Source organism: Proteus sp. FME41, assembly GCF_014897315.1.
Lineage (GTDB): Bacteria > Pseudomonadota > Gammaproteobacteria > Enterobacterales > Enterobacteriaceae > Proteus.
In genome coordinates, this window is the sequence record NZ_JABUYL010000003.1 from 242,281 (window position 1) to 265,567 (window position 23,287).

Consider the following 23,287-nt stretch of genomic DNA (forward strand, 5'->3'; position numbering starts at 1 on the left):
TTACCCTATCTGTCTTGCGCCACGCGTATCTAAACGGCAGATATGCACAAAACCTTCACTGTTTTGTACATAATGTTGTTTTAACCATTCGGCTATATCTTGAGCGATTTCTAATGAATCAGTAATGGTAAAAAGTGTAGGGCCTGAACCTGAAATACCACAGGCTAATGCACCTTTCATTTGCGACGCTTCTCTGGCTTTCTCAAATCCTGGAAGCAACTGAGTGCGGTAAGGCTCCGCTATCACGTCTTTCATTAAACCCACCGCAAGCTCAGGTTGCTGAGTATGACAAGCATGAATAAAACCTGATAAATAGCGACCGTGATTAATGATATCTGCCTTAGCATATTCTTTTGGTAATATGGCTCTGGCTTGTGCAGTAGAGACTTTAATTCCAGGATAAGCCATTACCCAGTACCAGTCTTCAAATGCAGGTACAGATTGGCAAATAATATCATTTTGCTCAAGAATGAGTTGTAGGCCGCCTAAATAGCAAGGTGCTACATTATCAAAATGCACACTCCCCGAAATACGCCCTTCTAATTCCCCCATCATTAATAATAATTGTCTTTCATTGAAGGGTTTTTTAGCGAACTCATTAAGTGCAACAAGTGCAGCAACCACGGAACAAGCGCTTGATCCTAGGCCAGAACCAATGGGCATATTTTTTTCTAACACCATCGCCACAGGAAGTTCTGTTCCTAATTTCTCGCAAAACAATTGCCAACATTGGTACACAATATTTTGCTTAGGATCAGAAGGCAATTTGCTCACAAAAGCGCCTTTGCTTTCAAGTGTAAATGTATCAGCGGCTTCAACCGTGACACAATCTCCCAGTAATTGTCCATCAATAGGCGAAACAGCGGCGCCAAGAACATCAAATCCGACACTCACGTTACCTATTGATGCCGGTGCATAAACTTTAACCACGCTTAAACTCCCAATTTCCATGATAAGGTCCGTAATACATCTGCAAACACCCCAGCAGCAGTAACATCATTACCCGCACCATATCCACGTAAGACTAATGGGATAGGCTGGTAGTAGCGAGTGTAAAAGGCTAAAGCATTTTCACCATTTTTTACTTTAAACAGAGGGTCATTTGCATCAACAGCCATCATTTTAACTTGGCATCGACCTTCATTGATAACACCTACATAGCGCAATACTTTACCTGCTTTTTGTGCGTCTTCGACTTTAGCATCAAAATCAACATCAACTTGAGGTAAACGACTTAAGAAATTGGCCACATCTCCTGTACTATCAAATGAAGCAGGTAACACAGATTCTACATCGATATCATCTAATTCTAATTGATAGCCCGCCTCACGCGCTAAAATAAGTAATTTACGCGCAACATCCATACCAGAAAGATCATCACGAGGATCAGGTTCTGTAAAACCTTTTTCTTTCGCTAAAAGCGTTGCTTCTGACAAGCTTTTACCTTCATCTAACTGACCAAATATGTAAGATAATGAACCCGAAAGAATACCATTGAATTGAACCAGCTCATCACCAGCATTCAGTAAATTCTGCAAGTTTTCAATAACCGGTAAACCTGCACCTACGTTCGTGTCATACAAGAATTTACGACGTGAAGCCTCAGCAGCTTGTCGGATTTGATAGTAATAATCCATTGACAGCGTATTCGCTTTTTTGTTTGGTGTAACCACATTAAAACCATTTTGTAAGAAGTTTGCGTATTGCTGCGCAATTTCTTCGTTTGATGTGCAATCAACAATCACTGGATTTAAGAAGTGGTACTCTTTTTCTAAACGAATAAGTTGACTAAAGCTGAAAGGTTCTTTGGCCTCTTTTAACGCGTGCTGCCAATTATCTAAATCAATCCCTTGCATATCGGTAAGCATGGCTTTTGAATTCGCAATACCGCATACACGAAGATCAATGTGCTTATTTTTCAACCATGTTTGTTGGCGATGGATTTGTTCAATTAATGCATTGCCCACCCCCCCCACACCAATCACAAAAACTTCAACAATTTGATTAGTGTTAAATAGCATTTGATGGCATAAACGCACCGCATTAGTCGCTGAATCATTGGCGATAACCGCTGAAATAGAGCGCTCAGAAGATCCCTGCGCAATAGCTACAATATTGATATTGCCTCGAGTTAATGCAGAGAAGAAACGCGCCGAAATCCCTTTTAGAGTCCGCATACCATCACCGACAACTGAAATGATAGCGACATTATTCATAATATCTAACGGGTCAAGCACACCATCTTTTAATTCAAGATAAAATTCATCTGATAACGCTCTTTGTGCTCTAACCAGTTCTCTTTGAGGCACACAAAAACTGATACTGTATTCAGAAGAAGACTGCGTAATAAGAACAACAGAGATACCTGCTCTCGACATCACCGAGAATACGCGAGCGGCCATTCCCACCATGCCTTTCATGCCAGGGCCAGATACGTTGATCATTGCCATGTTATTAAGGTTAGTGATCCCTTTAACTGGTGTGCTGTCATCTTTTTGACCGTCACCAATTAATGTACCTGGCGCATCAGGATTACCTGTATTCTTAATCAAACAAGGTATTTGAAATTGTGCAATAGGCGCAATGGTACGAGGATGGAGGACTTTAGCTCCAAAGTAAGACAGCTCCATCGCCTCTTGGTATGACATTCCTTTTAATAAGCGTGCATCAGGGACTAAGCGAGGGTCACACGTATAAACACCGTCAACATCTGTCCAAATTTCACAACATTTGGCACGAAGACAAGCTGCTAACACAGCCGCGGAATAGTCTGAACCGTTACGGCCTAATACTACAAGCTCATCTTTTTCATTACCTGCGGTAAAACCGGCCATCAAAATCATATCGTCTTTAGCAATATTGAGCGCTAATATGCGACGGGTTGATTCTGGAATATCAACGGTAGATTCTAAATAGTGACCTTGGGCAAGTAAGCTTTTTACAGGATCAATCACGGTGACATTATAGCCACGAGCCTGTAAAACGGATTCCATAATGGCAATAGAAAGCTTCTCTCCACGACAAATCATTGCTGCATTGATGCTATCAGGGCATTGACCCAATAAAGAAATGCCATGAAGAATGTGTTTAATTTCAGCAAATTCACGCTCAACTTTATCTTTTAAGCGTTCATAGTCAAAACCGGGTTGTTTTTCTCTTAAGCCTTGCAATAAGTTAGCAAAGATTTGTTCGGCTTCCCGTACTTGAGTGAGAGGATCTTCGCCTTCTGCCGTTTTTTCAATCATTGCCACCAAGTAGTTAGTTATCTTGGCGGGTGCTGATAATACAAGCGCAACTTGTCCCTGCTCTCTTTTTTTCTCAGCAATATCAGCAACATTCAGCACTCGCTCTGCATTAGCAACTGAAGTTCCTCCAAATTTTAACACTCGCATACCGCTCTCCTGATTTTTTACCCAAAAAAAAACCCGCATTTCTCAATGCGGGCTTTTTCGATTTTCGTTTTTTATATGCGCCAGCCCGCCCCGCGATATAAGATCTCGGTGGTGGTCGTGGTAATAATTGTCATTTTAGCTTGGCTGTTAATACGCATAACTATCCTGTCTGTCTCAAATTTTGTTTGACCCTATACTGGTTAAAGCAAAGCGAGAGAGATGTCAAATTTTTTCTTTTATTTACATTAAAAATTTTTTGATTTAAATAAAATATATTCGATATTTACCCCTATTGTAGTATAGATATTACTATCACAAAGGGATAAACAAAGAAAATAAAGCTACCATTTTAGGGTTATTTGGGGATTTGTACTTTTATAAAGAATAAGGTATTTTATTCTACTTTAATTTGTGTAACAAAACTGGTAAAAAAAATAAACCCCACTATATTTAACATATATTTTTCTTTTACATTACATAAATCAAATTATATAGTTAACTATTGAAATCAAGGTTAAGCTGTTATCTTGATTTTGATATGTGTCAACAAAAGTTAGCTTTTTAGATGGTATTTAATACAACTGGTGTTATATTGCTGTTAATAGACTATGGGCGTTTTGCATTCTGATTTTAACGTTCCATTGTTGATTAAAATCGTATTTTTTTGTAATAACGTGATGGTTATTTATCGAATTTCAATCTGGGTCTAGTTTTTGCGTGCTAATAACAAAAATGAATAACCACACAAGTGCACACACAGAAGTTAAACACAGATTTCCTTTTTCTATTTTTGGTAATTTTAGGTAGCAAATATGCAAACCCCGCACATTCTGATTGTTGAAGACGAAGTTGTTACTCGTAATACCCTGAAAAGCATATTCGAAGCTGAAGGGTATATCGTACACGAAGCCACTGATGGCAACGAAATGCACAATGTTCTATCTGATCACGATATCAATCTGGTCATTATGGACATCAACCTTCCTGGTAAAAATGGGCTATTACTAGCGCGTGAATTACGTGAACAGGCAAGTGTTGCATTAATGTTCCTAACAGGCCGTGATAATGAAGTTGATAAAATCTTAGGCCTCGAAATTGGTGCTGATGATTACATTACTAAACCATTTAACCCTCGTGAATTAACGATTCGTGCACGTAACTTACTGTCGCGTACCATGAATTTAGTTAATGGCACAGAAGAACGTCGTTTAGTTGAAAGCTATAAATTCAATGGTTGGGAGCTCGATATTAATAGTCGCTCACTGATCAGCCCTGCTGGTGAACAATACAAGTTACCACGCAGTGAATTTCGTGCGATGCTACATTTCTGCGAGAACCCAGGTAAAATCCAAACTCGTGCGGATTTACTCAAGAAAATGACTGGCCGTGAATTAAAACCTCATGACCGTACTGTTGATGTCACTATCCGTCGTATTCGTAAGCATTTTGAATCAACACCAGATACACCTGAAATCATTGCTACTATTCATGGTGAAGGTTATCGCTTCTGTGGTGATTTAGACGAGTGATTTGATTTTTATCTCAAGCACTTAACCAATAAAAAAACCCCGAATAGCAATTCGGGGTTTTTCTTTTATATAAAACAGTATTAATAAAATAACAAAAAGTGAAAATTGATCTCAGCGACTATTTCTAAAAAAAATATGAATACTTTTTAAAAAAATTTTCAATCCTATTTTGTATTAATTTTATTAACCATTAAATTGTTTAATAAATAGAAATCACTCTTTCCACGGCATAATAGGCACTGCACTAATTGCATTTTTTGGAGAACCATCAATCACTTTATCGGAATAGGTGAGGTAAACCAACGCATGACGCTCTTTATCATAAAAGCGTACAACTTGAAGCTTTTTAAAAACTAAAGAGGTTCTTTTTTGGAAAACGACATCTCCCCGATTTTTCCCTTTAATAACCTTTTCACTGAGCTCAATAGGCCCAACTTGTTGACAAGAAATCGCCGCATCCGCGGTATCCTCTGCAAGCCCTAAGCTTCCTGAAATTCCGCCTGTTTTTGCACGGCTTAAATAGCACGTGACATTTTTAACTTCAGGATCATCAAACGCTTCAATCACAATTTTATGGTTAGCACCAAAAAATTTAAAAACAGTATCGACATAACCAATTTCTTCCGCTTTTGCCATAAAAGAAAAAGGGAGTAAGATAGCCACTACTAGCATCTTTTTGAAATTTAACATATTTACCTTGTTCCATTGAAAAGATGAGAGAATAATTTAGTCTAGAATAAATCAATCTTTTACTAACTGATAGAAGAATTTGTGTACATTAGCCAATGAAAAAGACTATATTTTACGGTTGTCTAACAATATAACTTGTTATAGACATTCAAGCTATTTACCATCTACAGCAATAAATAAACGAATATGACTAAGGGAGATGTATGGATCAAACCAACATCATACGTGATTTGCTCGCTTGGCTTGATAATAACCTCGATAAGCCATTATCCCTCGATAATGTCGCAACCAAAGCAGGTTACTCCAAGTGGCATCTACAACGCATGTTTAAAGAAGTTACAGGACAAGCGATTGGTTCTTATATTCGTTCAAGGCGTCTATCCCGAGCTGCCGTTGCATTACGTTTAACGAGCCGCCCTATTTTAGACATTGCTTTGCAATATCGTTTTGATTCTCAACAGACCTTTACCCGAGCCTTTAAAAAACAATTTGATAGAACACCGGCACTTTATCGTCGTACAGATGAATGGTGTGCTGTAGGGATCTGCCCCCCTATCACGGTAGATCCTCAAAATTTACCAAAATGGGAATTTGTGCAGTTACCTGAGAAAAAGCTAATTGGTATTGAGCAAACCTGTAGCCATACCCTTGAGCAGTGGGCTGAAGCGTGCTCTGACATGCGTCAAACATTTTGGCGTTACTATATGAGCAAAATAAATGCAGTACCTCACCAAGTTTATGGTTTACATCATGTGCAACATAGTGATGATCATGAAGATGAGCAACGTGTGCTTTATACCACCGCCGTTGAGCCTGATTATGCTACGTTTATCGATGACGATGCAGCACATGAAGTCGCCTTAACGGGAGGTGATTATATTCGCTTTGATTTTGAAGGTGAGGCAAAAAGAGGCGCAATGCAGGAGTTTTTATTCCTAATTTATGGTGTTTGCTTACCTAATATGGGATTAACACGCCGTAAAGGTCATGATGTTGAAAAATATTATCTGAAAAATGTACGTTACAGCAATGAGATGGTGACTGAGCCACAAGATCACATCGAACGTTTTGAATATTACATTCCAATAAAACGTGAAAATGTAACGGCATAATAAAAAGCTCTCTTTATCATCATATTGAAAAGAGAGCTTTATTTTTTAACGTTGAACTTCATCTAATGCCGCATCAGTCAGATGGCTAACATCACCTGCCGTTTCAATTACCCAACCATTAGCCAACCAAGGACTATGTTGATAATCAACACGTGAAATAGAGCAATTACGTAATCTTAAACGTCGTTCCGCATAAGCAGGTAATCCAAGAACTGTGCTCAATAAACACCCTAGCGCAATACCGTGGCTGACTAAGAGTGGACGACTATTTTCGGGTAAATCAAGACATTGGTTTAGCGCATCCTGCATACGACTTGCTAATTCTGCCATTGATTCTCCTTGGGGAATTCGCCCATCAGGTGTACCATCAATCAAACTCTTGCGCCAAGCCTCTTCTTGTGTCTTTAATGTTGCGATCTCTCGTTGTTCAAGAACGCCCATATTGAGTTCACGTAAACGTGGGTCAGTTATCACTTCACAGCCACAAGCTTGTGCAATGATTTCTGCCGTTTGACGAGTGCGTCCAAGATCGCTTGAGATAATGTGGGTAATGCCTGCTGATTTTACTTTCTCAGCAACTTGCTGTGCTTGACGCACACCATTTGCTGTCAGTGGGCTATCAGATTGCCCTTGAATACGTCTCGCCACGTTCCATTCAGTTTCACCGTGGCGAACAAGATAGACCTGTAACATACATTTTTTCCGTTATACTGCTCTAATTTTTCAAAGGATGATTAATTCATTATGTATCATGTCATTGCAGCCACTACGAATCCAGCAAAAATCAACGCGATAAAACTCGCATTTGAGCAAGTGTTCGGTAAAGATACCTTTGATATTGAAGATATTAATGTCGATAGCCGTGTTCCACAGCAACCTATCGGAAATACAGAAACGAGAACTGGCGCACGTCAACGCGTCATGGCGGCACGTCAAGTTCGCCCTGAAGCAGATTTTTGGGTCGGGGTTGAAGCCGGTATTGAAGATGATATGACCTTTGCTTGGATTGTTGTCGAACATGGGCAAATCCGTGGAGAATCACGCTCAGCCAGTCTTATGCTACCCCAACAGATCTTAAAAGGGATCCGTGAAGGCAGAGAGCTTGGTGATGAAATGGCATTTTTGACCAAAATTGACAATATTAAACAGCGCGGTGGTGCGATTGGCTACTTCACTGATGGCCTGCTGAGCCGTACTTCTGTTTATCAACAAGCATTAGTCTTGGCATTAGTGCCAGTGACTCATGATATCTATAAAGAACTCAATCAAAAAGAAGATTAATAATTAATCTGATCTGTGTTTTTTAGATAAATAAAAAAGTAATAAGAAAGCAAAAAGCCATTTAATTAATTGATTAAATGGCTTTTTATTATTCCAATCCACATTATTACAATGGCGTTTCTAACGACATTATTTTTTTGTCATTAGCTCTTTCTCAAGCCATAACTTCACTTCATGTGGTGCTGTTTTTAAGCTATTAGAGCCTCTTGTTATGGTGGCAATACCAACACCTAATGCTTCTTTTAACTCACGCTGACTTAACTCTCCTCGCATTAACTCTTGTACAATACGTACTCGGGTTGCTAAAGCGCTACGCTCATCAGGTGTCATTAAAAGCTGTAAAACAGGAAATTGCACTTCCTGCTCAAATGCATGTTGTAATAATTCAACAAATCTTAGCCAGTGCTCGTTGTCTTCAGGTGATAACGCAGGATCTTGCATCGTTGGAACCTCTTTTTGCCACACTCATTAACTAGTACAAACTATATCATATTTTGCCAATGTACAAAGAGGCTCTAACAACAAATCGCTTTTTTATCCCTTAATAACGACTATTCCATTCATTCTCGGTTAATACTGGTTGCTGTTCGCCTGCGAAATAACTATAAAAAACGGCAAACGAGAGCACATTTTTGACATAACCACGAGTTTCTGCAAAAGGAATACTTTCAACAAACGCAATAGCATCTAATTGGCCATTGGCATCCGATAACCAACGATCAACACGCGCTGGGCCTGCATTATACGCAGCACTTGCCAAAATACGGTTTTGATTAAAACGTTGATATACTGAATCAAGATAAGCCGTACCAATCTCAATATTCTTCACAGGATCCGTTAACTGCGCACTACTGACATACCCTGTGATACCTGCTTGTTTTACCGTAAATTCAGCCGTTTTTGGCATCACCTGCATTAAACCCGTTGCACCTGCTGAAGAGCGTGCTTGTGGGTTCCATGCACTTTCTTGACGTGCAATGGCCATCGCATAATTGCGATCAATTGCTTTATCTTTTGTGTATTGCTCAAACTCACTTTTCCAAGCAAGTGGAAAACGTTCTTCTAAGTGATCCCACATTTTGCCCGTAATCGTGGCTTGCACTGCTAAATCAGCCCATTTTTGTTCAAATGCATAACGTGCTAATTCAGATTGCACTTGCGCAGGTTGTGAAGCCACATAATTTGCCCACTCCGAACGCGCTAAATTATCCATTTGCCAATACATCAATTCACGAACACGTTGTACTTCAGGTTGGTTAGGAATACTCGCTGAAACACTTGGTGCTTTATCTATCACCATGACATAAGGCTTGCCTAACTTAGAAGCCGCAACCATTGGATAAAAACCACGACTTTGAGTTAACGCTTGCAAGATAGCTTGTGCCTCACTGTTCTTGCCTTGAGATTGCAACACCATCGCTTGCCAATAACGCCACTCTTCTTTATTTTTACTTTCTGGTGAAAGTCTTTCTAACCACAATGCCAATTCAGCAGGCTGGTTTTGGCTTAATGCTAAGCGAACACGGCGCTCACGCAATGTATCTGATGCTGTGTCTTGTATCACACTATCACGCCATTTCACCTGTTCTGGCGTGGCATAAGGCATATATTGCCATGCAACGCTGTCTTGCATTAATTGGCGCTCACTCGCTGTCATTTTTTGAGCATGTGCAATACTATCCAGTTGCGTCCTTGCCTCATCAGCCTCTTTTCTAGCCCAACGTGAAAATGCAGATTGTACGATTGAGCGTGTAAAATCAGTGGGGGTAAGTGTTGCTGCATAACGCGCCACTAAATTAGGATTATCTTGTAATTCAACCAAAGCATCACTAATCGTTTGATAATTCTCAGGAAGACGTCTTGCTAAATAAGCGGCAAGCCCTGTATTTCCATTCTTAATTGCTAAATTAATTCTTTCTAACACCAATTCTGATGTTAACTGGTTGGCTTTTTGCCACTCCTCAAAAAGTGGATCACAACTTGATGGCATAGATGTGCCATTTAACCATGCTTCTTTAGCCCCTACCCATGCTGTTTGAATATCACCAGTCGCCCATTTAGCATAATAATAATTACATCTTGCCGCTTTAGGGTTGGGGGGATTGGGGCTGAAAGTCAGTAAATTTTGCCATTCTTGACGCTTAGCGAGTTCATTCACAAACAGAGATGGGAGCGCTTTTGCGGGCGGTAATGTGGGGTGTTTTTTTACAAACTCGGTAACCACTGCGGGGGCAATAACATCCAGATTATCGGTAATTTGACGATATTCCAGATAAGGATAAAGTGGGTAGTTTTGTAATGTAGGGAGTAATTTTTCTACTTCATCTATTTTTTTAAGATCCCATGCGGCCTTAATTTCTTGATAGCGAACACGTTGTTCGCTTAATGAGTCTGCCTGTGCCCATGTTGAAAAACACAAAGCCCCTATTGCAACTACTAATGACCATTTTTGCTTAACCACGTCATTTCTCCCACTTCAAATAGAACCACCAAAGACTGAATACATTAGCTAATATGATAATCATTAACAATGTAAGTTTCCCTCTTTAAGAGAAATTTTCATTACTTTTAGAGGAAGTACGTAAGGTAGATAAAATCCTCTCTTTTGACTAAGGTTTTCTTTTATAAATCGGGTATACTGGCGACTTTCATCATTTTCGGGTCTTTGGCAAAACACCGCCATTGGCTCTGCTATTGTTCATTTAGGTGTCATAAATTCGCGGCTTGATCACAAAAAATTTGTTTTTAGCGCAAAAATCGGCACCTCATATAAAATCTCTTTTATAATCAAAGGATAATTATAGTGGCTCAATACGTTTATAGTATGTTGCGTGTCGGGAAAATTGTCCCACCAAAACGACATATCCTTAAAAACATTTCACTCAGCTTCTTTCCGGGCGCAAAAATTGGTGTACTTGGTCTTAATGGTGCCGGTAAATCAACATTACTTCGCATCATGGCAGGTATCGACACCGATATCGAAGGTGAAGCACGTCCACAACCAGGGATTAAAATTGGTTACTTATCACAAGAACCAAAATTAAATCCTGAACACACTGTGCGTGAAGCCGTTGAAGAAGCCGTCAGCGAACTGAAAAATGCATTAAACCGCCTTGATGAAGTTTACGCTGCCTATGCTGACCCTGATGCTGATTTCGATAAATTAGCAAAAGAACAGGGCCAATTAGAAGCGATTATCCAATCGTATGATGGTCATAATCTTGAAAATCAATTAGAACGTGCGGCTGAAGCACTGCGCTTACCTGAATGGGACGCAAAAATTGAGAAACTTTCAGGAGGAGAGCGCCGCCGTGTCGCTATCTGTCGTCTTCTGTTAGAAAAACCAGATATGTTGTTATTAGATGAACCAACGAACCACTTAGATGCAGAATCTGTGGCTTGGTTAGAACGCTTCTTACACGATTATGAAGGCACCGTTGTGGCAATTACCCATGACCGTTACTTCCTTGATAACGTAGCGGGTTGGATCTTAGAACTTGACCGTGGTGAAGGTATTCCATGGGAAGGTAACTATTCTTCATGGTTAGAACAAAAAGATGCACGCCTTGAACAAGAAGCCGCAACCGAAGCCGCTCGCCATAAATCAATCCAAAAAGAACTTGAGTGGATCCGTCAAAATCCTAAAGGCCGTCAAGCAAAAGGCAAGGCGCGTCTTGCTCGTTTTGAAGAACTTAACAACGTTGATTATCAAAAACGTAATGAAACCAGCGAACTCTTTATTCCACCTGGACCACGTTTAGGGGATAAAGTGTTAGAGATTAATAATCTAACAAAATCTTATGGTGATCGTGTTCTTATTGATGATTTAAGCTTCTCCATTCCTAAAGGCGCTATTGTCGGCATTATCGGCCCGAATGGTGCGGGTAAATCAACCCTATTTCGCATGATTTCAGGTCAAGAACAACCCGACTCAGGCACCTTAACATTAGGTGATACTGTTAAGCTGGCGTCTGTTGATCAGTTCCGCGACAACATGGATAACAGTAAAACGGTTTGGGAAGAAGTCTCCGGCGGCCAAGATATTATGCGTATTGGTAACTTTGAAATACCAAGCCGTGCTTACGTTGGTCGCTTTAACTTTAAAGGTATTGATCAAGGTAAGCGTGTTGGTGAACTTTCTGGTGGTGAGCGTGGTCGTTTACACCTTGCTAAACTGCTACAAGTTGGCGGTAACATGCTACTACTGGATGAACCAACCAACGACCTTGATATTGAAACTTTACGTGCATTAGAAAATGCCCTGTTAGAGTTCCCTGGTTGTGCCATGGTTATTTCCCATGACCGTTGGTTCCTTGACCGTATTGCCACCCATATCATCGATTACCAAGATGAAGGTAAAGTGGAATTCTTCGAAGGTAACTTTACCGAATATGAAGAATACAAAAAACGGACATTAGGTAACGACGCTATTCAGCCTCGCCGCATGAAATATAAACGCATGAGTAAATAATCGAATTTATTTACTCTATTCGATAACAAAAAGGCAGAGATTATTCTCTGCCTTTTTATATTTAATGAGTTTAACGTTAATAAATATATTTATTAACTTTCTTGGCTATAATCAAACGTTAAAGCCGCAGTAAATGAAATATTCCCATTCACTAAACGATAGCTTTCAGGTGCCGGAAACGGTGAGGCGCGTTTAATGGTATTTAAGGCTTCTCTATCAAGAATGCGATTACCTGATGAGGTTTCCACTTTTGCATCTAATAATTCCCCTTTTGCATTTAACACAATAGAAACTTGTGTCACGCCCGTTGCTTTAAAGCGCAATGCTGTTCGAGGATAGCGTTTATACGTATTAATATGACTATGAATCAAGCTTTCCCATCCCATCTGTCCACTCACAGAAGAGGAAGATAAACTATTAAACTGAGCACTACTGCTTGTATTAGAGCCAGAAACAGGTGCGCTTGTTACATCTGATGGCGCTTCTGAGACAGGAAGATCATCAGGAACTTTTACTGCAACCGGCTTTGGTTTAACCACTGGCTTTACTTTCGGTTTTTCTGGAATGCGCTCATAAGTACCCTGTGCCACTACTGGCATTTTAGGCAAATCCAATACTTCTTTGATAGGTTCAGGCTCTGCCTCTGCCGGTTCAGGTACGGACATCACTTTTTCAGGCCCAACGGGGACTTCTTTTGTTTCAGCCTGTGCTAATTGATAGATGCCAAGATCCATTGTCATTGCGGGAGGTAAAATACCATAACGCTCATCTTTAGACGTTATCCAGCCAATAGCGACAACGACTAATGTTGCATGAAATAAAATACTGGCAGTTAATCCACCAATAGAAAATGACCAACGGCGTGAAAAAGTCGCCGATATACTACTCATAATTCTTGCCCCTGATTTTCTTTCTGATGAATTATAGGCATAATACAAACACAAATGATATTGCTTATTATTAATAATACAATAAAAAATTAGCTTGATAATTATCATGACTTGTACGTATGAGAAGCAGTAAGAGCTTATTATTTCACTCTTTTTTAGACACCAGAGATTATGGCTAGCGATAAATCAGTGGTACAAAAAATTAGTTGTGCCTATCAATCAACCTATGGACAACTTGTGCGTTTTTTCCACAAACGTACGGGTAATTACCATGATGCAGATGATTTGTCTCAAGATGTGTTTACACTATGGCTAAATAGAAAAGAACAAACACCTGTGCAAGAACAGCGTGCTTTTCTGTTTAAAATAGCGAACCACGTTTTGATTGACCATTGGAGAAAAAATCAAAAGCAAAAAGATATCTATCAGGATGATTACGAAGTCGATGAGGCAGCTCAGCATTACACCACGGAGCTCGATCCAGGGTATGTTCTGGAACATCAACAACGTTTAGATAGACTGAGTGACGCAATCGCTGCATTGCCACCACGCCGTCGAGAGGCTTTTGTTCTTTATCGTTTTGATGGTTTATCACAAAGCGAAATTGCAGAACAAATGGAGATCTCGATTAGCATGGTGGAAAAGCACATTGCCGCCGCATTATTACATTGCAAAAGATACGTCGATGCAGGACAGGAGAAATGCACGAATGACGAGTAAGCCGGAAAAGAGCATACCGGGAAATAAACCTCACACAGATGAGGACTCAGACTCTCTTTTTAGGATGTCTGATGATGAATTACTCAATGAATCTATTGATGAGCAAGCCGCCCTTTGGTTTACTCGACAACACAGCCAAAGGATGACACCGCAACAACGCCAAATGTTTAAAGATTGGATAGCTAGCGACATAAACCGGCAAGCATATCAAGATATTGCCGGTATTTGGCGTCATTGTGATTCATTATCACGACCAACAATTCCCCCTATTGAAAAGAGAAAACGCACACTTTGGCGTCCTGTTATTCATACTACTGCCACTTTTTGTTTACTCACCGTTTTATACCTCCCTTATAGTCATTTACCTGCATTACTGATGGATAATATGACGCTTGCAACCAGTGACTTACCCAAAGAAATGACCTTAGCGGATGGTTCTAAAGTCTATTTAGATAGAAATACGCAGGTAAGAGTCGCTTATATACAAAAAGAAAGGCGTTTATGGTTGGATAAAGGGCAAGCTTATTTCAAGGTAAAATCAAATCCTTATCGCCCTTTTTATGTGCATGCTGATACACGGTTAATCAAAGTTGTCGGTACTGAGTTTGAAGTGAGTCGTTATGATAACAATCAAATTAACGTTGCTGTACATCAAGGGATTGTTGAAGTTAAAGTAACCGAAAAATCTCCTCCAGCTTATTTGTATGCAGGTTCTCAAGCCACCAGTAAACTCACAAATGATCGTTTTATTATCTCTTCAGTCAATATTGATTCCGTAGGGAGTTGGCGTTTTGGTCAACTGCATTTCTTTGAACGCCCACTGAATGAAGTGATAACCAAACTCAAACCTTATCTGGATATCAATATTCAAATTACCTCACCTGAAATTGCCAAAATGAAAGTCTCTGGCGTGGCCAATATAAATGACGCCAAAGACTTTATTACCGCAATTCCACTTATATTGCCGGTTAATGTTGTTTTTACTGATAAAAATAATGCGTTAATTATCAACAAGTAAAAATAAATATGAAAAATATTCTTTTTTACAGGTGAGGATAATTCTCATTCCACCCTCTTCCCTAGTAACAACAATTATTAAGTTAGTGAATGGGATTGGTGAAATGAGAATGAATAACAAAAAAGGGACCCTTAAGAGGTCTCTGCTAACGTTGCTAATAAGTACGACTATTGCCGCACCTTGCGCTTATGCATCTACAGTTTCCGTAACTTTACCAGAACAGTCTTTGGCTGATTCATTGAGCACTATTGCAAAACAAGGGCAAGTGCAAATTTTATTTGATGCAAATTCAGTCAAAAACCTACGTGCTCCCGCACTTTCAGGTCAATTTGAAACCCAAACAGCATTACAAAAAGTCTTAATTGGCAGTGGCCTAGAAATTATTCCACAAGGAAGTGGATTTGTTATTCGTCCTCTTGCAACCACGAACGCGATTGTTATTCCTGAAGTAAAAGTCACGGGCATAGGTAGCACTTATCACCCAGCTACCGATGTTATTTCAGCACCGCAATACATTACGTCAGAAGAGATAAAACAGCGTAATACGGGTGATGGCAACATCACTGACTTACTAAAAAGTAACCCCGCTGTTCAATTTTCCAATAATGACAGCACATCAATGAATCAGGGTGAAATTAAACCTTCACGAATTTCTATTCATGGTTCTAGTAGTTATCAAAACGCTTATAAACTTGATGGTGTCAGTTTTAACAATGATCTTGATCCAGCAAAATCAGATTTAGGTGAAACCAATACACGTGTTACTAGTGATGAACAAGGTATGTACCTTGACAGCCGTTTAATTGATAGCGTCGCCGTTTACGATAACAATATTCCTGTTGAATTTGGTGGTTTTACAGGAGGCACCGTTGAAGTACAAAGTCGTCGCTGGTCAGGTGAAACTCATGCTAATGCTTACTACCGCACCACTCGCTCAAGTTGGAATAATATTTTTACTGATCCAAAACTGAATTTTGATACCGCTAACAATGATTTTAGTAACCCCGCCCGTTTTCAGAAAAAATATGACAAACAAAACTTTGGTGGTTGGTTTGAAACGAGTCTAACTGACAATACGGGGCTAATTTTCTCTGCATCACGTCGTGAATCAACCATTCCGATGATGATTAGTGCAGAGGGTGGAATTATCCTTAATCCAAATGGTGAACTAGAACAAATTGAGCAAACACCCCATTATCGTGATCAAACCCGTACCTCCGATAACTATTTTATTAAATACTCTTGGGATATTTCAGAAAAACAAACCTTTGATTTATCAACAAATATCGCCAGATACAAAAGTTATTTATTCTCCGGTTCGGTCTATAACTCCGGCTATGACAATGAACATAATGGCTTAAGTTTTACTGCACTTTATAAGCACCAACTTGATCTTGGTTCATTAGAATTAACAGCAGGTTATCAAAACCTTGAAGATAAACGTTCTAATGATCAAGACTACTTCGTTACCATTAAAGACTACACCGATTGGCAAAATCCACAGCAGATAAGCAGTGGTGGTCAAGGTGATTTGAAGAGCAAACAAGAAACCTATAACGCCAAAAGTATTATGCGATTTAACCCTGTTGAATGGGGCTCAGTCAGCCATCAGCCAACAACTGGGTTTGAAATTAGCCGTACTAAAGGCTCTTATGTTCGAGACAAAACCTATTACAACCACACCTATACTGGCTCTACATGGGGTGATGAGTGGATGGGTTCATTACAACAAACAACCCGTTTCTTAGCCGGTACACATGATGCTTCATATACCAACTATGCGATTTATGTTGATGATAATATTCAATATAAACGCCTGACATTACGTCCAGGTATTCGTTTAGATCGTGATGATTTTGTTCAAGAAAATAATATCTCTCCACGTTTAAGTGGAACTTATGATATTTGGGGCACTGGTAATACCTTAATTATTGGTGGCGTAAACCGTTACTATGGTCGCTCTATGCTGACTTATGCGCTTTATGGTGCACAAAATGCAGGCTTACAGCACTGCTACTTCTCTTGTGATAACAATAATCCAAACGATTGGGAAAACCACACCGACTTTGAAGGTGTTGATTCACTGAAAACACCTTATAACGATGAGCTCACACTCGGCTTGCAACAAGAAATTGCATCAACCACTTGGCGTTTACAATATGTTCATCGTGAAGGTCGTGATGAAGTTCGTAGTGATACCAAATACCCCAATGACAAAGATAAAATAAGAATTCGCCATTTTAATAATAATGGACGCAGTACTCACGACACCTTAACGCTTTCTGTAAGAAACAGTCAGCCTTGGGAATTAGCCCAAGCCGATCATGTTTTTAATGCTTCTATTAGCTGGCAAAAAAGTAAAACAAATACCCCTAAAGACACTGGTTATGCCAACTTTGACCCAAGTACACAAGGAATGAACTATGACAAAGTATGGTATGACGGAAAAATCATCAATGCCAAAGACTTACCTTCTGGCAATTTTAACTCACCATTAAAAGTCACCGCTGAACTCACCAGTGTTTGGGATGATTTGGATTTGACTTGGTATAACCGCCTTCAATGGAATGGTGCTCGTTCACAAGCAGAGAAAGCCAATAATGGTGCACCAAGACCAAGTGATTACGGCCCATTATTTGAATACAAAAAACGTAATTACAGTAGTCGTTTTTCTTGGGATACCAAACTGGGTTGGAAACCTGAATTTGCTTATGGCGTAGGTATCTCCGTTGAAGTGAATAACGTCCTTAACACTAAAAATGTAACTGACTACTTCACTTATCAAGATAAAGATTACAAGTCGTATGAACCAGGTCGTCAGTTCTGGTTACAAGTTAGCTACGACTATTAATAAATTGACGAAGTTAATGTGAGCAACCAAGTCGATACACAATAAAAATATGACCAATAAGCAATGAAAACAATAAAACAATTTTTCTATTTAGTTTCACCTTTTTGGGGGCGGCGTGCCGCCCTTTACTGCTGGTTTCTATTGATTGTCTCTTTGACCTTAACCCTGTCATCCGTCTGGTTTAACGTCAAAATGAATGAATGGAATGGCGGTTTTTATAACGCATTACAACAACTTGATGGGCAAGCGCTCTACAAGCTTCTTCAACAATTTGTCATTATCATTGCGGGATTAATTACTGTTGTGGTAATGGGCGATTTCTTACGTCAAAAAATGGTTATTCGCTGGCGCGAAGGTATGACAGAACAAGTGCTTGATCGCTGGTTATCAAAAAACAGTAAGCACTACATGTTAAGACTAACTTCTCAAGAGCCTGATAACCCGGATCAGCGTATTGCAGAAGATATTCGTTTACTGATCGAATCAACAATGCGTTTAACTGTGACATTCTTACACTCGTTACTTACGCTTATCTCTTTTGCCACCATTCTTTGGTCACTGTCTGGCGCTATCTCTTTCACATTAGGAGGTAGCGAGTGGACAATTCCAGGGTATATGTTCTGGGCTTGTATTATCTATACCATTATCGGGATCACTATTACGCAGTTTATTGGTTCACCTTTACGTAAAATTAATATGGATAAGCAGCGTAAAGAGGCCGATTACCGTACTGCGCTTATTACACGTAAACAACACGGTGATGCCATTGCGGGTCAACGGGGTGAAATGAGTGATCGCAATGAATTAATGGGGCGTTTTTTAGGCGTTATTCGTAACTGGAATAGCCTTATTCGTTATGAAAGAAATCTGGCATTCTTCACTGTCGGCTATCAACAAGCCACCGCAATGGCGCCGATTATTTTTGCCTTACCTAAATTCCTTGCTGGCGAATTAATGCTAGGGGGATTAATGCAATTAAGACAAGCCTTCTCTAGTGTTGCAGGTGCATTAAGCTGGTTTATTTTCTCTTATAAAGAAATTGCAGCTTGGCAAGCAACGGTGACTCGTCTTTATAATTTTGTAGTCCTGTTAGAGCACGATCATGAGCCAGAAGTCGCAGATTTAAATGACAAACAAACTAAATTAAAAGCCAATCTGTCTCTGTTTATGCAAGATGACAGCCTATTAATTCAAGATATTAACTTCTCTGTAAAAGCAGGTGAGTTAACCGTTATTGAAGGCTGCTCAGGTTTAGGTAAATCAACACTGCTTAGAGCATTAAGTGGGCATTGGCCTTATTTCAAAGGGGAAATTCAGCGCTCACCAAATACGAGTTGGATCCCACAGCGTATGTATCTGCCTTTTGCTCGTTTAGACAGTTTGCTTGCTTATCCTTGCCAACCAACTCAATTTTCCGCTAAAGAGTACGAAAAAGTGCTTCACTTAGTTGGCTTAGACAAAATCAAAAATCAGCTTTTACTTGAAACGGATTGGACAACTCGTCTCTCTGGCGGTGAGCAACAACGCCTTATTTTTGCCCGATTATTACTGAATCAACCTGAACTTATTTTATTAGATGAAACCACCTCTGCCCTTGATGAACAAAATGCCTTAAACATGTTGCAGTTACTAAAACAACATCTGCCAACTGCAGGTATTGCCTTAGTGAGCCACCAGCGCTTTACACATGTGATTGCAGATAATGTGATTTCACTCAAAGCCCCTACCGTGTCCTCCTCTCAACCTGCTGGAATTACCGAATATGTATCGTAAATTACTGATTATTTCAGTCAGTCTTTCACTTTTAGGGTGTGCGGCAAGCACTCCTAATCAAAATGACAAAAGTACGCTATTACTGCGTTCTGATGTTCGCCATTTTACGCTCGATAATGGTTTAGACGTCTACTTACTGCAACGCTCACAAACGGGTGTTGAAATGCGTCTTTTGGTAAAAAGTGGTTCTGTTCAAGAAGATGAAAAACAGCTCGGTTTTTCACACTTTACTGAACATATGGCATTTAAAGGGACAACCCATTTCCCCGGTACAACCGGCTTTAAGCAACTTGAAAGCTTAGGGATGAAATTAGGTAGCCATGTCAATGCGGCAACTAGCCTAAATGCAACCACCTATAAATTGTCATTACCAAATGCGAACCCAATCCAAATTAAAACAGGGTTAAAAATTCTATCAGACTGGGCGTTTGAAATGACATTTGACCCTCTTGAGTTTGATAAAGAGCGCCCTGTTATTGTCGAAGAGTGGCGTTTACGCCAAGGCATTGGTTTTCGTATTAATCGTCAGCTAGAAGAATTACGTTATTACGGTAGCCGTTATCTGGATCGTGATCCTATTGGTGATCTGGAAATCGTAAAACATGGCGATGTCAAAGATGCAAAACGCTATTACGATACTTGGTATCAACCAGAAAGAATGGCATTAGTGCTGGTAGGTAACTTTAATCAAGGCGACGCTATTGCCGATATCAAACAACTGTTTAACGCTAAAAATAGCGAAAACAAAGGAATTGATGACCCATCTTGGCACAATTTTATCGATCATAACGATCTACTGGTTAAAACAATTTTCGACAAAGAGCAAGGTTCACGTATTTTACAATTCACCTTACAACGGACTTTGCCAGCACCTTTAAACAGTCGCCAAGGCCAATATGAAGACTTAATGGATTCATTATGGCTCTCGATTTTAAATCAACGCTTCTCCACTATTGTTGATAATGGCTTAATGGCCTCTATTAGCGCCAATGCACAAGGTGCCATGCTAGATGCTCGTCGTTCACAGCAACTGATGATTGCGCATCCTAAAGGTAATGACTACCAAGGTGCATTAGATATTTTATTTACAGAAGTTCAACGTTTAGCGACGGTGCCGGTAACCCAAGAAGAGCTAGATAATGCGCGTAATGCGATGCTAAAACGTCTAAGCCAACAAGCCGCGGGTGAAGAACGTTATGAGCATGATTATTTAGCAAACCAAATCACGACTGCAATTGAATTGGAAATGCCAATTCAAACGAAAAAACAGGCGCTAAATTTAAGCTATCAATTAATCAATAAAGTGACCCCTGAAGCATTGTCCGCTTATTTCGCTCAATATCTAAAACAGTCCTCGCCTAGAGTTGCTGTTGTTGGCCCTGATAGTGATATTAATTCGTTTAATGCAGCCAAAGCGGTACAACGTTGGCAAGAAATTAGGCAGTCAAACCCAGGTGTATTTAACCTTAAAACGCAAGCTGTTGTGTTAGATATCAAGCCTGAACTTACAGGCTCTATTGTGTCAACCCAATCTCTTCCAATTGAAAAAACACAAGAGTGGACACTGAGCAATAACGTAAAAGTGATTGTGAAAAATGACAATTATCTTAAAGATAATATTCAAGTTTCACTACGTATTCCGGGAGGATCATCACTTGAAACGAATCAAAGCTTAGGTATGGTGCAATGGGCATTAAAATTACCCGAGGTAAGTGGATATGGTCATTACAATGCACGCGAATTAGCGTTATTTACCAAGCAACACCAAGTAAGTTTACGTCCTTACAGTGAACTGTTATTTCATGGTTTTCGGGGTGAAGCACCGATTGATGAACTCGAAACCTTGCTAACACTGATGCACTTAAAAATCACGTCTCCACAGTTTAATGGTGAAAAATTAGAGCAACAAAAGCAAGCCATGGCATTAGGTATTTCAAAAAACCCAGTTGAGCGGACTTTTTTAGATAATATCAATAAAGAAAGCTACCAAAATGGTGAACGCCTCGTGGTTTCCTCTCAAGGTGCTTGGAATCAATTTACCGCTCAACAATTACAACAAACAAATCAAATGATTTTGGGACAACCCGCTGATATGACATTGGTTATCAGTGGCCCAGTCAATCTTAACCAAGTCAAACCCCTTATAGAGCGCTGGATTGCAAGCCTTCCAACACGTTCAGAACAGCGTCTATTCTGGGCCGATCCTGCCATTAATCCAAAACTGACCTCATTTAGCAAAACATACCCTATCGCAAGTAGCGATAAAAGTATGATAAGCATTCAATATGCAGCACCCGCTCAATGGTCACAGCAACACGTATTAGCACTAAACTTACTGGATACAGTCATTAGCCAACGCTTAAGACTTAATCTACGTGAGCGTGCTGGAGGAATTTATTCCCTCGGTTTCTCTGAAATGATCACTAAAGTACCTACCAGCTACTATACCGGTCGTTTAAATTTCACCGCGTCACCAGAACGTGCCGATGAGCTTATCACTCTGGCACGTAAAGTCGTCAACGATGTTAAGCAATCAGGTATTACAGAAAAAGAGTTACAAGAAGCAAAAAATATTTGGCTAACGGAGAACTTACAAGTCAATGACAGTGCAAGCTATTGGACTGAAGCACTTGCGCAAGTTGCAACTGATGATAAACAATATCAGCGTTTACTTACTGATCCATCCATCATTAAAGTATTAAGTGTAAATGATATCAACCAAGTGGCACGCCAATGGTTAGGTGAAAATGAGAAAGTATTTAAATTAACACCGCCAAATCAAAAGTAGCTCATTAACGTGTTGAAAATAAAACGCCCAGTTTAAAAGAGTAAACTGGGCGTTTGTTCATCAATTTTAATCAAGTGGCAATGAAGTAATTCAAAAATATTGATTATAAAATTTATTAATCTTTTTTAACTGCAAAACGGCCGCTACCTAAAAACATCACTGCTATCGCCGCAAATAAATAAAAACCTGCACTTTCTGGCGCCCATCCCCCTGTTTTCGGATTTAATGCAAATAAATCACCAGAATGAACCATCAATACAGCAACAAACATGGTGCCTGCTAACACAAATGCTGAAGCACGTGTAAATAAACCAATAATCAGCAGGATAGGTGCTATTACTTCTCCTACTACAGTGCCATAAGCGATAAACGCAGGTAGGTTAAAATTAGCCAACATACCTTGAATACCCGCTAATCCACCGGGTTCCATTTTATGAAGCCCATGCAATAACATTAAAATACCAAGAGAAACACGCAGTATCAGCTTACCCAAGTCAGAACAGTCAACAAGTTGATTAAATTTATTAATCATAACGTCTCCAAATTCAAAATAATGATGTGTGTTTTAAATACGTATTAATAGGTAGCCACCATTATATGATGAATAATTATGAATGAGTGTAATTTTTATTATCATTATTTGTTCTCATTAAGGGATTACTTAGATTATTATCGTTTCGTAACGCCCTATTCACCTTTTCCATGATTAAGATCACAACTTATTAACATAATAACCTCTTAATCACTGACTTCTCGTTATGCTATAGATATC

Annotated in this window: 17 protein-coding genes; 9 read left to right on the forward strand and 8 right to left on the reverse strand. The window is 39.6% G+C overall.

Translation table 11 applies throughout. From position 1 onward, the window contains the following. Positions 1–951 (reverse strand): homoserine kinase, encoded by a 951-nt coding sequence (thrB, locus tag INT04_RS04875; protein ID WP_193015013.1) that lies wholly within the window; start codon positions 949–951, stop codon positions 1–3. Then, positions 933–3,392, reverse strand: coding sequence for a bifunctional aspartate kinase/homoserine dehydrogenase I (gene thrA, locus INT04_RS04880; RefSeq protein WP_193015014.1), 2,460 nt, complete (start codon positions 3,390–3,392; stop codon positions 933–935). Before thrA ends, thrB begins: the two co-directional genes overlap by 19 nt. An 812-nt stretch (positions 3,393–4,204) precedes the next feature. Between thrA and arcA the strand changes: the two genes are divergently transcribed. Continuing rightward, complete coding sequence (gene arcA, locus INT04_RS04885; protein WP_193015016.1) at positions 4,205–4,921, forward strand: two-component system response regulator ArcA; 717 nt, start codon at positions 4,205–4,207, stop codon at positions 4,919–4,921. A 213-nt stretch (positions 4,922–5,134) separates the two neighbouring features. On the opposite strand, the gene creA is transcribed toward arcA, so the two are convergent. Next, on the reverse strand, positions 5,135–5,593 hold the full coding sequence (gene creA, locus INT04_RS04890; RefSeq protein ID WP_413465699.1) for a protein CreA: 459 nt from the start codon (positions 5,591–5,593) through the stop codon (positions 5,135–5,137). 221 nt (positions 5,594–5,814) lie between these two features. Between creA and robA the strand changes: the two genes are divergently transcribed. Further along, positions 5,815–6,723 (forward strand): MDR efflux pump AcrAB transcriptional activator RobA, encoded by a 909-nt coding sequence (robA, locus tag INT04_RS04895; RefSeq protein WP_193015019.1) that lies wholly within the window; start codon positions 5,815–5,817, stop codon positions 6,721–6,723. 45 nt (positions 6,724–6,768) lie between these two features. On the opposite strand, the gene gpmB is transcribed toward robA, so the two are convergent. Then, positions 6,769–7,416, reverse strand: a complete 648-nt coding sequence (gene gpmB, locus INT04_RS04900) for a 2,3-diphosphoglycerate-dependent phosphoglycerate mutase GpmB (protein ID WP_193015021.1) — start codon at positions 7,414–7,416, stop codon at positions 6,769–6,771. 51 nt (positions 7,417–7,467) lie between these two features. Here gpmB and yjjX point away from each other — a divergent pair, with 51 nt between their 5' ends. Then, positions 7,468–8,004 (forward strand): inosine/xanthosine triphosphatase, encoded by a 537-nt coding sequence (gene yjjX, locus INT04_RS04905; protein ID WP_193015023.1) that lies wholly within the window; start codon positions 7,468–7,470, stop codon positions 8,002–8,004. A gap of 129 nt (positions 8,005–8,133) precedes the next feature. Here yjjX and trpR read toward each other — a convergent pair whose 3' ends face one another. Together trpR and sltY are read right to left on the reverse strand one after the other, a co-directional pair. Then, on the reverse strand, positions 8,134–8,445 hold the full coding sequence (gene trpR / locus INT04_RS04910) for a trp operon repressor (protein ID WP_193015025.1): 312 nt from the start codon (positions 8,443–8,445) through the stop codon (positions 8,134–8,136). Positions 8,446–8,545: 100 nt separating this feature from the next. Next, positions 8,546–10,465 carry a murein transglycosylase gene (gene sltY / locus INT04_RS04915; protein ID WP_193015027.1) on the reverse strand — a complete coding sequence of 640 codons (1,920 nt, stop codon included), beginning with the start codon at positions 10,463–10,465 and terminating at the stop codon, positions 8,546–8,548. Positions 10,466–10,807: 342 nt separating this feature from the next. On the opposite strand from sltY, the gene ettA reads away from it, so the two are divergent. Further along, on the forward strand, positions 10,808–12,475 hold the full coding sequence (ettA, locus tag INT04_RS04920; RefSeq protein WP_193015028.1) for an energy-dependent translational throttle protein EttA: 1,668 nt from the start codon (positions 10,808–10,810) through the stop codon (positions 12,473–12,475). Positions 12,476–12,567: 92 nt separating this feature from the next. Here ettA and INT04_RS04925 read toward each other — a convergent pair whose 3' ends face one another. After that, positions 12,568–13,365: an energy transducer TonB gene (locus tag INT04_RS04925; protein WP_193015030.1), complete on the reverse strand. Its 798-nt coding sequence runs from the start codon at positions 13,363–13,365 to the stop codon at positions 12,568–12,570. A gap of 171 nt (positions 13,366–13,536) precedes the next feature. Between INT04_RS04925 and INT04_RS04930 the strand changes: the two genes are divergently transcribed. From INT04_RS04930 to INT04_RS04950, 5 genes are all read left to right on the forward strand, one after another. Further along, the gene (locus INT04_RS04930; protein WP_193015032.1) at positions 13,537–14,085 is read left to right on the forward strand and encodes an RNA polymerase sigma factor; all 549 of its coding nucleotides are present in this window, start codon (positions 13,537–13,539) and stop codon (positions 14,083–14,085) included. Continuing rightward, complete coding sequence (locus INT04_RS04935; RefSeq protein ID WP_193015034.1) at positions 14,075–15,103, forward strand: FecR family protein; 1,029 nt, start codon at positions 14,075–14,077, stop codon at positions 15,101–15,103. The genes INT04_RS04930 and INT04_RS04935 overlap by 11 nt, the downstream gene beginning before the upstream one ends. A gap of 103 nt (positions 15,104–15,206) precedes the next feature. Continuing rightward, positions 15,207–17,954, forward strand: a complete 2,748-nt coding sequence (locus INT04_RS04940) for a TonB-dependent receptor (protein WP_193015036.1) — start codon at positions 15,207–15,209, stop codon at positions 17,952–17,954. 63 nt (positions 17,955–18,017) lie between these two features. After that, on the forward strand, positions 18,018–19,727 hold the full coding sequence (locus INT04_RS04945) for an ABC transporter ATP-binding protein/permease (protein WP_193015038.1): 1,710 nt from the start codon (positions 18,018–18,020) through the stop codon (positions 19,725–19,727). Further along, on the forward strand, positions 19,717–22,515 hold the full coding sequence (locus INT04_RS04950) for a M16 family metallopeptidase (protein ID WP_193015039.1): 2,799 nt from the start codon (positions 19,717–19,719) through the stop codon (positions 22,513–22,515). The genes INT04_RS04945 and INT04_RS04950 overlap by 11 nt, the downstream gene beginning before the upstream one ends. 115 nt (positions 22,516–22,630) lie before the next feature. Here the strand turns inward: INT04_RS04950 and INT04_RS04955 are convergent, their stop codons facing one another. After that, entirely contained in the window at positions 22,631–23,047 is a 417-nt protein-coding gene (locus INT04_RS04955; RefSeq protein ID WP_193015041.1) for a DoxX family protein, read from the reverse strand. Between the last annotated feature and the right edge of the window lie 240 nt (positions 23,048–23,287).

What these genes read in the sequence shown, in the direction of transcription:
- thrB (WP_193015013.1), bottom strand. Translation starts at nt 951, where the DNA reads ATGGAAATTGGGAGTTTAAGCGTGGTTAAAGTTTATGCACCGGCATCA.
- thrA (WP_193015014.1), bottom strand. Translation starts at nt 3,392, where the DNA reads ATGCGAGTGTTAAAATTTGGAGGAACTTCAGTTGCTAATGCAGAGCGA.
- arcA (WP_193015016.1), top strand. Translation starts at nt 4,205, where the DNA reads ATGCAAACCCCGCACATTCTGATTGTTGAAGACGAAGTTGTTACTCGT.
- creA (WP_413465699.1), bottom strand. Translation starts at nt 5,593, where the DNA reads ATGCTAGTAGTGGCTATCTTACTCCCTTTTTCTTTTATGGCAAAAGCG.
- robA (WP_193015019.1), top strand. Translation starts at nt 5,815, where the DNA reads ATGGATCAAACCAACATCATACGTGATTTGCTCGCTTGGCTTGATAAT.
- gpmB (WP_193015021.1), bottom strand. Translation starts at nt 7,416, where the DNA reads ATGTTACAGGTCTATCTTGTTCGCCACGGTGAAACTGAATGGAACGTG.
- yjjX (WP_193015023.1), top strand. Translation starts at nt 7,468, where the DNA reads ATGTATCATGTCATTGCAGCCACTACGAATCCAGCAAAAATCAACGCG.
- trpR (WP_193015025.1), bottom strand. Translation starts at nt 8,445, where the DNA reads ATGCAAGATCCTGCGTTATCACCTGAAGACAACGAGCACTGGCTAAGA.
- INT04_RS04925 (WP_193015030.1), bottom strand. Translation starts at nt 13,365, where the DNA reads ATGAGTAGTATATCGGCGACTTTTTCACGCCGTTGGTCATTTTCTATT.
- INT04_RS04930 (WP_193015032.1), top strand. Translation starts at nt 13,537, where the DNA reads ATGGCTAGCGATAAATCAGTGGTACAAAAAATTAGTTGTGCCTATCAA.
- INT04_RS04935 (WP_193015034.1), top strand. Translation starts at nt 14,075, where the DNA reads ATGACGAGTAAGCCGGAAAAGAGCATACCGGGAAATAAACCTCACACA.
- INT04_RS04940 (WP_193015036.1), top strand. Translation starts at nt 15,207, where the DNA reads ATGAGAATGAATAACAAAAAAGGGACCCTTAAGAGGTCTCTGCTAACG.
- INT04_RS04945 (WP_193015038.1), top strand. Translation starts at nt 18,018, where the DNA reads ATGAAAACAATAAAACAATTTTTCTATTTAGTTTCACCTTTTTGGGGG.
- INT04_RS04950 (WP_193015039.1), top strand. Translation starts at nt 19,717, where the DNA reads ATGTATCGTAAATTACTGATTATTTCAGTCAGTCTTTCACTTTTAGGG.
- INT04_RS04955 (WP_193015041.1), bottom strand. Translation starts at nt 23,047, where the DNA reads ATGATTAATAAATTTAATCAACTTGTTGACTGTTCTGACTTGGGTAAG.